Source organism: Paenarthrobacter ilicis, from assembly GCF_016907545.1.
GTDB lineage: Bacteria > Actinomycetota > Actinomycetes > Actinomycetales > Micrococcaceae > Arthrobacter > Arthrobacter ilicis.
In genome coordinates, this window is sequence record NZ_JAFBCD010000001.1 from 2,377,163 (window position 1) to 2,390,290 (window position 13,128).

Consider the following 13,128-nt stretch of genomic DNA (forward strand, 5'->3'; position numbering starts at 1 on the left):
CGATCTTAGTCTGCAAAGTGATCCCATCCAACGGTGTCAGCAGATTGTCCGGCAATCCGGACCCCGCTGCCTGGTGGCTCGACAACGGCTTGCACCGAGCCTATCGCAGTGAAGCCCTCCGGGAGCTGAATTCCAGCCGGGAAGGTCCCCAGAATGCCGTGGTCCTCGCCACCGCCCAGTACCCACTCCATGGCGTCTACACCCAGTATCTCCGCGGCGGGCCGCAGCAGCACGGAAAGTCTTCCCAGCGCCAGGGGATCAAAGTCAAGGACCACTGCGCTGGCCGCGGCGATCCGGCCAGCATCCCTCAGGAGGCCATCCGAAACATCCAGCATGGCCGTTGCCCCGGCACGGGCAGCCAAGGGTCCAGCTGCCAGCGGAGGCTGGGGCCGGCACTGGTTCCTGACCAGGGCCAGCAACTCCGGCGGGAGGTCCGCCACCGGCACGGAACTTTCCAAAAGGGCCAGTCCCGCGGCCGCCCTGCCGAGGGTTCCCGCCAATGCCACGGTGTCACCGGGTTGGGCGCCCGACCGCACCACCGGTGGCATCCCGTTGAGGGTCCCGACGACGGCCACAGTGACCGCAATTTCGCGGCCCCGGCCAAGGTCCCCCCCGGCCACCGAACAACCAACTGCGCCCAACTGCTCGATGGCAGCAGTCAACCCATCCGCGAATGACTCCACCCAGTCCACGGGAGTGCCGGGAGGCATGGTCAGGCTTACCACCAGCGAGGTTGCCGTGCCTCCCATGGCATTGATGTCACTGAGGTTCTGTGCCGCCGCTTTCCACCCGACGTCGAACCCGGTGGTGCGGTAGCCGTTGTTCCATACCAGCCTGAAGTCCTGGTCCTGGGTCTGGGTGTCGATGGAGATGAGGGTCCGCCCATCAGGTGATTCCAGCAGTGCGGCATCGTCGCCCGGCCCCAGCAACACCCCGGACCCCTGGCTCAAACGCGGGAAGATCCGGGCCAGGAGTTGCGACTCCGTGAGGTCCTGGACTGTCAGTTGTTCAACAAGCACGGAACTACGCTATCGCGAACCCCCGACAGGATAGTGCCGGGGTACCCGCGGGATAGGCTGGTTCCATGCAACACACCTCGCTTCGTCGCTCTGCCGCGGCCATTTTCATTGCTGCTGCAGCAGTTCCGGCGCTTTCCGCATGTGCTCCCACCGTGGACGTCACCGCGGCCGCCGATGCCGCCAATCCCGCATGCGCCCCCATGATGGTTGCCCTGCCCGACAAGATCGGCGATGCGAACCTGAGAAAAACCAACAGCCAGGCGACGGCCGCCTGGGGTGACCCTTCGCAGGTTATCCTTCGCTGCGGTGTCAACGTCCCGGGTCCCACCACCGACCGCTGCGTCAGTGTCAACGGGATCGACTGGGTTATCAAGGAAGGTGATCCCGTTTACACCCTGACCACCTTCGGACGCCAGCCGGCCACGGAAATACTTGTTGATCCGGTCAAGCTTGAATCCGCCAACATCAGCTCAGCCACGGTCCTGACGGAACTCGCAGCGGCAGTGGGGAAGATCAAGGCCACCGGCAAGTGTGTGGGACAAGAGGACCTGCAGAATCTTCCGGGCAGCAAATAGCCCCCTCGCTGATACAGCAAGGGGGCCATGGCCCTGATGCGGCCAACGCAGTTTCCAGGTCAGCGCGGTTTCAGGTCAGCGCGTTTTCGGGTCAGCGCAGGCCTGTCTTGCGGGTCAACGCCAAATGGATCAACTCGTCAATCAACTCTGCATAGCCCAGCCCTGAGGCGGCCCACATCTGGGGGTACATGCTCTTGGGCGTGAACCCCGGCATGGTGTTGATCTCGTTGATGATGAGTTCTCCGGCGGGTGTGTAGAAGAAGTCCACCCTGCTCAAGCCTTCGGCACCCACCGAGTCGAAGGCAACCGCAGCGAGGTCCCTTACCCGCGCAATGGCTTCGTCCGGCATATCCGCGGGGCAGCTGAGCGCGGCGGCGCCATCTTCAACGTACTTGGCGGCGAAATCGTAGAACTGATGCTCACCGGCAGCTACGGCAATTTCTCCAGGCATGGACGTCCGCGGCGCCTCAGTGCCACGGCCCTGGAGAACGGCGCACTCGATTTCCCTGCCAATAATTCCAGCTTCGATGACGAGCTTCAGATCATGGCGGCGGGCTTCTTCGATGGCCTCATCCAGTCCATCCAGGGAATCGACCTTGGAGATACCCATGGACGAACCGGCGCGGGCGGGCTTGACGAACACCGGGAAGCCCAGTTTGTCCACCTTTTTCCGCACGGCCTCTGCGTCGGTTACCCATTCGCGGTCCGTGACGGAAATGTAAGGCCCCACAGCGAGCCCGGCGGCTTCAAAAACCACCTTCATGAAGTGCTTGTCCATGCCCACGGCCGATGCCAGCACACCGGCGCCCACATAGCGGGTATCGGACAATTCGAGCAAACCCTGGATGGTTCCGTCTTCACCCCATGGTCCATGAAGCAATGGGAAAACCACGTCCACTGAGCCAAGCTCCTGCGGAACGGCGTTGGGCTCGGTCACTATCAGTTGGTGTTCGCCGCCCACCTCGGCAAGGGTGACTGTCTGTCCGGACGGTGCAACCTCCGGGAGGGCCGCCGAACTCAAGGACCACTGGCTGGTATCCCCCGATGCAAGGACCCACTGCCCTGACTTGGCGATTCCGATAGGGATGACGTCATATTTGTCCCTGTCGATGGCACCCATGACGCCGGCGGCCGTCACGCAGCTGACAGCGTGTTCGCTGGAGCGACCACCGAAAAGGACGGCAACCCGGGGGCGCCCTGTTGCTGGTTTGTTTAGTTCAGTCACTATCAGTAGTCGCCTTCGGACTTCAGTGCCCGGGCCAGGAGTCGTGGGCCCAGGTCATCAACGGACATTCGACCTTCCAGAACCGCCACCACAGCCGCAGTGATGGGCATTTCCACATGGAGCTTGCCGGCAAGCTCATGGACAGCCGGGCCGGACTTGATGCCTTCGGCGGTCTGGGTCATCTTCAGGGCCACTTGCTCGAGGCTGAGGCCCTCACCGAGCAGCCGGCCGGCGGTGTGGTTGCGTGAAAGAGCCGACGAGCACGTGGCCACAAGATCGCCCAGCCCTGCCAGCCCTGCCATGGTGTGCGCTTCCCCGCCCAAGGCCAGAGCCAGCCGGGAGGTTTCAGCAAGTCCGCGCGTGATGACGGAAGCCTTGGTGTTGTCACCCATCTGCCGGCCCTCGCAGATACCCACAGCCAGGGCAATGACGTTCTTGACGATTCCGCCTATTTCAACTCCGACGACGTCGGTGCTGGTGTAGGGGCGGAAGTAGGGGGCCGTGCAACACAGGGCTATTGACGCAGCGGTGTCGCTGTCGGTGCAGGCAACCACGGAGGCGGTGGGTTGCTCCCGGGCGATTTCCATAGCGAGGTTCGGTCCGGAAACCACGGCTACCCGGGACTCGGGCAGGCCCAGTTCCTGGGCGATGACCTCGCTCATCCTGGCATCGGTCCCCAACTCCAGGCCCTTCATCAGGGACACCACCACGGCGTTGGGGGCAAGAAGCGCCTTCCACTCCCCCAGCTGTGGCCGCAGGGACTGGGCCGGCACTGCCAGGACAACCAGTTCCGCCTCGGCCAGCACCTCAGCCACGTCGGTGGATGCTGCCACGGTGTGGGGCAGTTCAATGTCCTTGAGGTACTGCTCATTGCGGTGCACAGAGTTGATCTGCTCCACCACTTCAGGGCGTCGGCCCCAAAGACAAACGCTGCGCTCCACCCCGGTGGCTGCAGCGGCGTCGGCGAGCACTTTGGCGAACGTCGTCCCCCATGATCCCGCACCCAGGACAGCAACCTTTGCCGGGCTGAAACCCGGGGTTTCAAGCAGGCTCACTTGCCGCCCTCCGGACCGGCTTCGTCCGTGGATTTCCCGTCCGCGAAACGGCCATGCTTGGTCTGCTGGTGGAGCGCAGGGTCCCACCGTTCAGCAGGAGCTTTTTCGCCGCGCAGCGTTTCCAAAAGCCCGGTGATGGCGTCCATGATCACCTCCGTGGCTTCCGTGAGGGTTGCCCGATCCAACGGCCTGTCCCGGAAGGAACCCAGATCAACGGGGTCTCCCACCAGGACGCGGGCAGTCTTCCGCGGGAACAGGTGGAACCTCTTGGCATACCGGGGAAAGACCTCATGGGCACCCCAATGCGCAACAGGTACCACTGGCGCTCCGGTCTGCAGGGCAAGCCGCGCGGCACCCGTATGCCCCTTCATGGGCCAAAGATCGGGATCGCGTGTCAGGGTGCCTTCGGGATAGATGATGATGGCGCCTCCGGCGTCCACCACCTCCTTGGCCACTTGCAGCGAGCGGTTGGCGCCCGCCGTCGAGCGTTCAACGGGAATCTGGCGCGTGGCATGCAGCAGCGCGCCCAACACCGGAACCTTGAAAAGGCCCGACTTTGCCAGGAAGTGCGGCGGGCGGTTCTGGTTGTACACCATGTGGCCCACCACGATGGGGTCAATCTCCGTGCAATGGTTCGGCACCACGATGAAGCCGCCCTCGGGCAACTTCTCCAAGCCCTCCCACTTTTTGCTCATCAAGAGGTTCATCAGCGGACGGGCCAGCCCCGCAAGGAGAATGAACGTGGCGCGGCTCTTGGCCGGTTCCTTCACAGGATCCCCCGCTACTTGGTGGTGGTGATGTCGAAATCGGCGCCGAGGCCGGCAAGTTTGCCGGTGAAGCGCTCGTAGCCCCGGTTGATGATGTCAATGCCCGTCACCCGGGAGGTTCCAGTGGCGGCCAAGGCAGCAATGAGGTGGCTGAAGCCGCCCCGGAGATCGGGGATGTCGATGTCGGTCCCGCGTAACGGCGTGGGTCCGGAGATCACTGCCGAGTGAAGGAAGTTCCGCTGGCCGAACCGGCAGGGAACACTTCCCAGGCACTCCCGGTGGACCTGGATGCTGGCACCCATGCGGGCCAGGGCTTCGGTGAAACCAAAGCGGTTCTCGTACACCGTCTCATGGACGATCGAGACTCCCTCGGCCTGGGTCAGGGCCACCACCAGCGGCTGCTGCCAGTCCGTCATGAAGCCGGGGTGCACATCCGTTTCCAGGACCAATGGGGAGAGCTTGCCGCCCGGGTGGTAGAAGCGGATGCCGTCGTCGCCGATGTCCATGCCGCCGCCCACCTTGCGGTAGGTATTCAGGAACGTCATCATGTCCCGCTGGGACGCACCCTCGACGAAGATATCGCCGCGGGTGACCAGGGCCGCCGAAGCCCAGGAGGCTGACTCGTTACGGTCTGCCAGCGCCCGGTGGTTGTAGCCGCGGAGGTTCTTGACGCCCTCAATACGGATGGTGCGGTCCGTTTGGACGCTGATGATGGCGCCCATTTTTTGCAGCACGGCAATGAGATCGATGATCTCCGGCTCGGTAGCTGCTCCAATGAGCTCCGTGATGCCTTCGGCGCGGGTTGCGCTGAGCAGGACCTGCTCCGTGGCTCCCACCGACGGGTACGGGAGCGAGATCTTGGCACCTTGGAGGCCGTGGGGCGCTGAGATATGGATCCCGCCGGGGCGCTTCTCCACCACTGCGCCGAACTGGCGCAGCACGTTAAGGTGGTAGTCGATCGGCCTGTCGCCGATCTTGCAGCCGCCAAGGTCAGGGATGAAGGCCTCGCCAATGGCATGGATCAGCGGCCCGCACAAAAGAATGGGAATCCGCGAGTCGCCCGCGTGGGCGTCGATCGCGGTGCTGGACGCGGTCTGCGCTCCAGTGGGGTCAAGAGTCAGGTCGCCCGTCTCAGGATCCTTTGCCACGGTAACCCCGTGCAGCTGCAGAAGGCTGGTGACAACCTCCACGTCCTTGATCTCCGGCACGTTGCGGAGCACCGATGGTTCGCTGCCCAGCAACGCAGCCACCATGGCTTTGGGCACCAGGTTCTTGGCACCGCGAACGGTCACTCGTCCCGTCAGGGGGACGCCACCGCGGATTGTCAGAACACTACTCATCTATACCGGTTTCCTCACGACTACTCGCCCCCCAAACTAACAAAGGCTCCAACTAAGCATAGAAGCTCGTGTTACCGAACCGAAATGCATCCGCCCCGCGCCGCGACGTTCCTGCTCACAGGGGTGCGCGCCAAAAAAGAACCGCCGGACCCTCGTTGAGAGGGCCCGGCGGTTATGAACAGCAGGCAAGATTCAGCGTGTCAGTGGGAGTCGACCTTAGCGGGGAGGGTCTTTGGTTTGAATGACGGGCGGGTCGCCTCGTAAGCCGTGATGTCTTCCTCGTGCTGGAGGGTCAGGCCAATGTCGTCCAGCCCTTCCAGCAGCCGCCACTGGGTGTAGTCGTCGATCTCGAAGGGTGCAACAACATTGCCGCACTCCACCGTTTTGGAGACCAGGTCAACCTTTACCTCGGTGCCCGGGGCGTTCTCCAGGACCTTCCAGATGAGTTCAATATCGTCCTGGGACACCTGCGCCGCCAAAAGGCCCTGCTTGCCGGAGTTACCGCGGAAAATATCGGCGAACCGGGACGACAGGACGGCTTTGAAACCATAATCCTTCAGTGCCCAGACGGCGTGCTCGCGGGAGGATCCCGTACCGAAGTCCGGGCCGGCAACCAGCACGGATCCCGAGGAGAACGGGGCCTGGTTCAGGATGAAGGACTCGTCTTTGCGCCACGCGGCGAACAGGGCGTCTTCGAAGCCCGTTCGCGTGATGCGCTTCAGGTACACGGCCGGGATGATCTGATCGGTATCCACGTTGCTTTGACGCAGGGGCACGCCGATGCCGGTGTGGGTGGTAAATGCTTCCATGGGAATCCTCCTAGACTGCGATGCCGGTCAATGTGCCCGCGGACGCGGATTCAAGATCCGACGGTGAGCTCAGCGTGCCGCGGACGGCCGTGGCAGCAGCCACCACCGGGGACACCAAGTGGGTGCGGCCGCCCTTGCCTTGACGGCCTTCGAAGTTCCGGTTGGAGGTGGACGCACAGCGCTCTCCCGGCTCCAGCTGGTCGGGATTCATGCCCAGGCACATGGAGCAGCCGGCGAAGCGCCATTCGGCCCCGAATTCCTTGAAGACCTTGTCCAGCCCCTCGGCCTCGGCTTCCAACCTGACCCTTGCGGACCCCGGAACCACCAGCATGCGGATGTTGGGGTCTTTTTCTCGGCCACGGATGATGTCTGCGGCTACACGCAGGTCCTCAATACGGGAGTTGGTGCAGGATCCCAGGAAGACCGTATCCACGCGGATGTCCTTCATGGGGGTGCCGGCTTCCAGTCCCATGTACTGCAGGGCGCGCTCGGCGGCAGCCTTCGCATTTTCGTCGCCGAAGTCCTCGGGAGAGGGCACCTTTGCGGAAAGCGAAACGCCTTGTCCCGGGTTGGTCCCCCACGTCACGAAGGGCTCCAGCGTATCGGCGTCAAGATCCACCTCGACGTCGAACACGGCGTCGTCGTCGGTGTGGAGGGTGTTCCAATATTCGACGGCGGCGTCCCAGTCTGCGCCTTCGGGCGCATGGGGGCGTCCCTGCATGTAGTCGTAGGTGGTCTGGTCCGGGGCAACCATGCCTGCCCGCGCGCCGGCCTCGATGGACATGTTGCAGATGGTCATCCGGGCATCCATGGACAAGGAGCGGATGGCCGAGCCGCGGTATTCCAGCACGTAGCCCTGGCCGCCGCCCGTGCCGATCTTCGCAATGACAGCCAGGATGATGTCCTTGGCGGTGACGCCCGGACGCAGAGTGCCCTCAACGTTGATCGCCATGGTCTTGAAGGGCTTCAGCGACAACGTCTGGGTAGCCATGACGTGCTCCACCTCGGAGGTTCCGATGCCCATGGCCAGGGCACCGAACGCACCGTGCGTGGAGGTATGCGAATCGCCGCAGACCACGGTCATGCCAGGCTGGGTCAGCCCCAGCTGGGGACCCACCACGTGCACAATGCCTTGTTCCTTGTCACCCAAGGAGTGCAAGCGGACGCCAAACTCCTTGCAATTGGCGCGCAGCGTCTCAATCTGGGTTCGGCTGGTGAGGTCGGCAATGGGCTTGTCGATATCCAGCGTCGGCGTGTTGTGGTCCTCGGTGGCGATGGTCAGGTCCACGCGCCGCAGCTGACGTCCGGCCAGCCGCAAACCCTCGAAGGCCTGCGGCGAGGTGACCTCATGGACCAGGTGCAGGTCGATGAAGAGAAGATCGGGCTGGGCGTTGGCTCCTTCGCCTTCACCCTTGCGCACGATGTGCGCGTCCCAGACTTTCTCGGCCAGTGTTTTTCCCACGGCCTGCTCCCTTCACTGCGTTTTGGATGGTTATCCGATGGCTCATGAGGATCCGCTGATGGGCAGGAATCCACAATCTCTGCCTCTACTGAATCAGGACGGCCTTGAAAGAGGCCAGCGAAACAACTTGCATCTCAGATATTGAGACGGCAATATCATTACATGGACAATTCTAGTGGAGTCGGTGTCATTGATAAAGCGGCACAAGTGCTCGATGCGCTCGAGGCAGGACCCACCACTCTTGCCCAACTTGTTGCGGCCACGGGCCTGGCCCGGCCTACCGTGCACCGGCTCGCGCTGGCCTTGGTCCACCACAGGCTGGTGAGCCGGGACATCCAGGGGCGGTTCGTTTTGGGCAGCCGCCTTGTTGAGCTGGCGTCCGCCGCCGGGGAGGACCGCCTGATCGCCTCAGCAGGCCCCGTTCTCATCCAACTTCGCGATGCTACCGGAGAAAGCGCCCAGATCTTCCGACGCCAGGGTGACTGGCGGGTTTGTGTTGCCTCCGCGGAACGTCCCATCGGACTTCGGGACACTATTCCCGTGGGTACCCAACTCTCCATGAAAGCCGGCTCGGCAGCGCAGGTCCTGCTGGCCTGGGAAGATCATGACCGCCTCCTTGAAGGACTGCAGAACGCCAGGTTCACCCCCACCGTTTTGGCAGGAGTACGACGCCGGGGCTGGGGTCAGAGCCTCGGCGAACGCGAGCCTGGGGTTGCGTCGGTTTCCGCTCCTGTGCGCGGCCCCTCCGGGAGGGTGATCGCCGCCGTCTCCATCTCCGGGCCCATTGAGCGCCTCACCCGCCAGCCCGGCCGCCTCCACGCCGAGGTAGTGTGCAACGCAGCCCGCGTGCTCACTGAGGCACTGCGGAAGAACAACGACTAGCCGTGGATTCCTACGCCGTATTCCTCCGCGGAATCAATGTGGGCGGGATCAACATCAAAATGGCCGACCTCAAAGCCGCCCTGGTCGGTTACCCCTTCGAGAAGGTCAAGACGCTCCTGGCCAGCGGCAACGTGGTCCTGCAGGCCGACCTTCCCCCGCAGGACGTCAAGGCGCAGTTCGAGAAGTGCCTCAGGGATTCCTTCGGATATGACGCATGGGTGGTGGTTCTTTCCGCGCCCCGGGTGGCCGGGCTGGTGGAGGCATGCCCCTACCCTGCGGATGACAAATCCACCCACAGCTACGTGACGTTGTCCTCCGACGCCGGGATGCTGGACGAATTGTTCAAGGCGGGCCAGGACCTCGGCACCGTTGAACAAATCCGGCTTGGCCCGGAAGCGCTGGCATGGTTGGCGCCCGCCGGAGGCACCCTGGACAGTCCCTTCAGCAAGCTCACAGCCAAAACCCGGTATAAGGCGAGCACCACCACCCGGAACCTTCGTACGCTTATCAAAGTCCGGGATGCCGCTGCCGCCCTTTAGCGCTGGCGCGCAGCTTTCAAAGCTGCGGTGAAGGCCTTCAGCCGGGCAATCTCCACTTCCACGGGCTCCACGATCCTCTCCCGGGCGACCTCTGCCACTGCCGACTTCAAGCGCCTGGACGCAGCCGAAGCTTTTGCCCTGGCAGCCCAACCGCCCAGAACCCTCCCGGTCATGGCCAAAAGAATGCCCAGCAATACCCCGCCAGCCACCATCAGCGTCGGCCAGGGCCAGCCCTCAGTCCGCGGAACCTCGGGGACCGGCAGTTGGAAATACCCCAGGGCCGCCAGGACACCCAGCCACAGCAGGCCGCCCACCGCCAACAGCAAAGCAAGCCACTGGACGGTATTGAAAAGGAACCACCACAAAGGACGCCGGGTGGTTTTCAAGTCAACATTCGCAATCGCCTGGTCCAGGGCGTCGGGCAATTGCTCCCGTCCTTCCCTGGCTGCTGCGCGGATTGCAGCCCGCCAGGGCCCGGGCGCACCCAAGGACGCCTCGTCCGCGAACTCGCGCACTGCGGCGTCGGTCCTTGCACGTTCGGGCGCTCCCGCAGGCGGCAAGGATGTCCTGTTCACGTCAGGCTTCGCGTCACTGCGTCCCAGGTTGAGCCTCCTGAGGGGGTCCGGCCTGAAGCGAAGCAGCCAGCGGGTCACCGGCCACCCGGTTCTGCGTGCCGACTCCCTGGCGAAAGATCGCTGGACGGCATCCACAACAACAGGCACGTTTGCCGCCGTCGCCAATTCACCGGCAAGCCGTGAGGTACTGCCCGCTTTGATCCCTCGCGCCTCCCCCTCACCGGATACCGCGCTCAAGCGGTCGGCAGCAGCGGCCACATCCGCCGCCAGGCGTTGCGTGGCGGCCTCCCGCTGAATCACGACCTTCCGGATCGCCCCACGAACCTCCGTGACGCCGTCACCGGTGACAGCAGAGGCGCTGAACACCGGAACCTTGCCCAATCCGTCCTGCGCCAATATCCCCTTCAGGGACTCGAGGACCCCCGCCGCGTCGTCCGCTGTGAGCCTGTCCACCTGATTGAGGACAACCAATGTCACGGCTCCATGGGATGCCAGGGGCTCCAGGAAGTCATTGTGGACAGCAGCGTCCGCGTATTTCTGCGGATCCATGACCCACACCAGCACGTCCACCATGCCAACCAGCCGTTGCACGATTTCCCGGTTTTCCGCCCGGGTGGAATCGAAGTCCGGCAAATCCAGCAGGACCAAGCCGGAGTCATCATCCGCGAGCCCGGGGACTGCGGGAAGATTGTGGCGCTCGAGTACGCCCAACCAGTCCAGGAGGGGACCGCTTCCAGGCTCGCCCCAGATGCCCGCCAAAGGCGCGGAGGTGGTGGGCCGGCGTGCCGCAGTAGTGGCCAGTTCGCTTCCGGAAACCGCGTTGAACAACGACGACTTGCCGCTGCCGGTGGCGCCGAAAAAGCCAATCACCGTGTGTCCGGCCGACAAGGAGCGCCGCGATGCCGCACGTTCCAAGACATCGTAAACGTTGAGCAGGTCTTCGTCCGGGAGCACGCCCTCTGCAAGCTCCCTGGCCGAGTTGAGCGATTCCAGGCGGCGCTGAAGCTGCGAAGACTCCCTGACCTGGCTGTGGCGGCTCATGCAGCACCCGCCAAGCTGCGGAGGGCCTTGGCATGGGCGGCGAGCTGGTTTCCGGTGCTGGGAGATCCTGCCTCCAGACGGGCCAGGAACCGCTGTTCCTCCCCTTCAAGGAGGAGTTTGCAGTGCGTATGGAGATCCTCGCGGGCCTGCTGCGCCAAGCGGCGGACCGCGTCCTCACCAAACACCGCTTCTAACAATCGCTGCCCCACTACCGCCGTACCCCCGGCGATCCCCACCTCCAGGCCAGTGAGCCCGGCCGTCATCGAAAACACCACCACCATGAGCGCGGCACCCAGTCCGTTGACCCCAAAGGAAAGCCACCTGGCCTGGGTCCGTTTGCCTTGCCCCTGGGTGCGGATCATTTCCATGAGGCCTTCCTGCCAGGACCGGATGGCTGCTGCGGCCCTGGCCTCGAAGCCCTCACTGGTTCCGGAAAGGTCGTCCGGGCCCAGGAGTTGCCGCCCCGCAGGGGTGGCGCGCCACCGCCTGTCCACGTTCTCTGCAGCCGTAGCGGCTTCGTCCACGATGACGGCCTGCAGACCCGTTTCAATGGCCGTTTCCACTTTGACCGCGGGCGCAGGTTCGCCACGGAAATAGGCGCCCAGACGATCCCGCATGCGTCCGATGTTCTGCTCCAGTGCCCGGAAGAACTCCCCGGTGCCCACGAAGTCCTGCCAACGCGACAAGACTTCCCCTCGCAGGAGGGCCCCGTCCCTGGTGGCGTCAAGAATCCTCTGGAGCGCTTGCTGGTACTCCTCCCTGCTGGAAGACCCCAGATCCCGGGCAGCAGCCTCCTGGGCCGCCGTAGCATCTGCGATCCCCTCCAACCTCTGGGCAACGGCTTTGACCGCTCCATTCAAGGTGCGTCTGGCAACTTCCGCCCGGCCCGTCGAGTCCGCAGCCAAGGTCTCCAACCACGTCCGAAGGGGTACCGCCGCATCGCGGGGCAGCATGCCCAGGGCATCAAGACCGGTTTCGGGAACAACAAACAGCGCTGCCTGGGAAAGACCCTGGCGCTGCAACATGCCCCGCAGGTCCTGGCTGACCTCCGCTTCTGCCTCCGGCGGGACCCTGTCCAGAACCACAGCTACGGTGATGTCCCGTGAAGCCGCATCAAGAAGCAGCCGCCAAGGAACGGCGTCGGCGTAGCGGTTTGCGGTGGTGACAAAGACCCAAAGATCCGCGGCCGCCAACAACTGGCCTGCAAGCCGGCGGTTGTCGTCAGAGATGGAATCGACGTCCGGGGCGTCCAACAAAGCGATTCCCGCCGGAACCCGGTCATGCCCCACCAGCACCAAGGAGGTGATGGCCTGCGCGTCCGGAGCCGCACCCGCCCTGTTGGCCGGGACCGGCTGGGAGGACACCGTCCCGCGGATTCTTTCCAGATTGGGCAGAATCCTGTGGCCGGCAAACCATTGTTCGTCACGGGGGTTGTGCAGAAGAATGGGCTGCCGGGTGGTGGGCCTGATGGCGCCGGCACGGGTTACGGGGAAGCCCACCAAAGCGTTGACCAGCGTGGACTTCCCGGCACCGGTGGAACCACCAACTACCGCAAGCAAGGGAGCGTCCAGGCTGCGATAGCGGGGAATGATGTAGTCATCCAGTTGCGCAAGTGACTCACGGACCCACAAGCGGGCTTCTGGAGCGTCCTGCACGGCGAGGGGAAGGGTTGTCTCCGCGAGTGCGGCACGCGCGCCCTCCAGGGTGTCGACGGCGGCGGCCACTCCCCTTGGGTCTGGCGCTGCGGCGAATGCCGGGGGCTCATCTTTTGCGGTCACAGCATCATCATGCCAGCCCTGTTCCGATTGCCCGGACCGTATGGCACGGCTTTCTGGAAAA

General features: G+C 63.9%; 12 protein-coding genes. 3 read left to right on the plus strand and 9 right to left on the minus strand.

Annotated features, from left to right (window positions below; genetic code table 11):
* Window positions 1-5: 5 nt before the first annotated feature.
* Entirely contained in the window at window positions 6-1,019 is a 1,014-nt protein-coding gene (thiL, locus tag JOE60_RS10850; RefSeq protein ID WP_167262808.1) for a thiamine-phosphate kinase, read from the minus strand.
* A gap of 65 nt (window positions 1,020-1,084) precedes the next feature.
* Here thiL and JOE60_RS10855 point away from each other — a divergent pair, with 65 nt between their 5' ends.
* Entirely contained in the window at window positions 1,085-1,594 is a 510-nt protein-coding gene (locus JOE60_RS10855; RefSeq protein WP_167262810.1) for a DUF3515 family protein, read from the plus strand.
* 91 nt (window positions 1,595-1,685) lie between these two features.
* Here the strand turns inward: JOE60_RS10855 and JOE60_RS10860 are convergent, their stop codons facing one another.
* From JOE60_RS10860 to leuC, 6 genes are all read right to left on the minus strand, one after another.
* Window positions 1,686-2,819 (minus strand): D-alanine--D-alanine ligase family protein, encoded by a 1,134-nt coding sequence (locus JOE60_RS10860; protein ID WP_338112506.1) that lies wholly within the window; start codon window positions 2,817-2,819, stop codon window positions 1,686-1,688.
* Between the two features lie 2 nt (window positions 2,820-2,821).
* On the minus strand, window positions 2,822-3,874 hold the full coding sequence (locus JOE60_RS10865) for an NAD(P)H-dependent glycerol-3-phosphate dehydrogenase (protein WP_167262813.1): 1,053 nt from the start codon (window positions 3,872-3,874) through the stop codon (window positions 2,822-2,824).
* Window positions 3,871-4,644 carry a lysophospholipid acyltransferase family protein gene (locus JOE60_RS10870; RefSeq protein ID WP_167262815.1) on the minus strand — a complete coding sequence of 258 codons (774 nt, stop codon included), beginning with the start codon at window positions 4,642-4,644 and terminating at the stop codon, window positions 3,871-3,873. The genes JOE60_RS10865 and JOE60_RS10870 overlap by 4 nt, the downstream gene beginning before the upstream one ends.
* Window positions 4,645-4,655: 11 nt before the next feature.
* Window positions 4,656-5,981, minus strand: coding sequence for a UDP-N-acetylglucosamine 1-carboxyvinyltransferase (gene murA / locus JOE60_RS10875; RefSeq protein ID WP_167262817.1), 1,326 nt, complete (start codon window positions 5,979-5,981; stop codon window positions 4,656-4,658).
* A 200-nt stretch (window positions 5,982-6,181) separates the two neighbouring features.
* Window positions 6,182-6,790 (minus strand): 3-isopropylmalate dehydratase small subunit, encoded by a 609-nt coding sequence (gene leuD / locus JOE60_RS10880; protein ID WP_167262819.1) that lies wholly within the window; start codon window positions 6,788-6,790, stop codon window positions 6,182-6,184.
* 10 nt (window positions 6,791-6,800) lie between these two features.
* Window positions 6,801-8,252 (minus strand): 3-isopropylmalate dehydratase large subunit, encoded by a 1,452-nt coding sequence (gene leuC / locus JOE60_RS10885; protein WP_167262821.1) that lies wholly within the window; start codon window positions 8,250-8,252, stop codon window positions 6,801-6,803.
* Between the two features lie 162 nt (window positions 8,253-8,414).
* Between leuC and JOE60_RS10890 the strand changes: the two genes are divergently transcribed.
* Both JOE60_RS10890 and JOE60_RS10895 read left to right on the plus strand, forming a co-directional pair.
* Window positions 8,415-9,134, plus strand: coding sequence for an IclR family transcriptional regulator (locus tag JOE60_RS10890; protein WP_014922101.1), 720 nt, complete (start codon window positions 8,415-8,417; stop codon window positions 9,132-9,134).
* Window positions 9,135-9,136: 2 nt separating this feature from the next.
* Entirely contained in the window at window positions 9,137-9,673 is a 537-nt protein-coding gene (locus JOE60_RS10895; protein ID WP_167262823.1) for a DUF1697 domain-containing protein, read from the plus strand.
* Here the strand turns inward: JOE60_RS10895 and JOE60_RS10900 are convergent.
* A complete protein-coding gene (locus tag JOE60_RS10900) occupies window positions 9,670-11,289 on the minus strand; it encodes a GTPase (protein ID WP_167262824.1) in 1,620 nt (539 codons plus the stop codon). The genes JOE60_RS10895 and JOE60_RS10900 overlap by 4 nt on opposite strands.
* Window positions 11,286-13,067, minus strand: coding sequence for a dynamin family protein (locus JOE60_RS10905; RefSeq protein ID WP_167262826.1), 1,782 nt, complete (start codon window positions 13,065-13,067; stop codon window positions 11,286-11,288). Before JOE60_RS10905 ends, JOE60_RS10900 begins: the two co-directional genes overlap by 4 nt.
* Window positions 13,068-13,128: the final 61 nt, after the last annotated feature.

What these genes read in the sequence shown, in the direction of transcription:
- JOE60_RS10855 (WP_167262810.1), top strand. Translation starts at nt 1,085, where the DNA reads ATGCAACACACCTCGCTTCGTCGCTCTGCCGCGGCCATTTTCATTGCT.
- murA (WP_167262817.1), bottom strand. Translation starts at nt 5,981, where the DNA reads ATGAGTAGTGTTCTGACAATCCGCGGTGGCGTCCCCCTGACGGGACGA.
- leuD (WP_167262819.1), bottom strand. Translation starts at nt 6,790, where the DNA reads ATGGAAGCATTTACCACCCACACCGGCATCGGCGTGCCCCTGCGTCAA.
- JOE60_RS10890 (WP_014922101.1), top strand. Translation starts at nt 8,415, where the DNA reads ATGGACAATTCTAGTGGAGTCGGTGTCATTGATAAAGCGGCACAAGTG.
- JOE60_RS10900 (WP_167262824.1), bottom strand. Translation starts at nt 11,289, where the DNA reads ATGAGCCGCCACAGCCAGGTCAGGGAGTCTTCGCAGCTTCAGCGCCGC.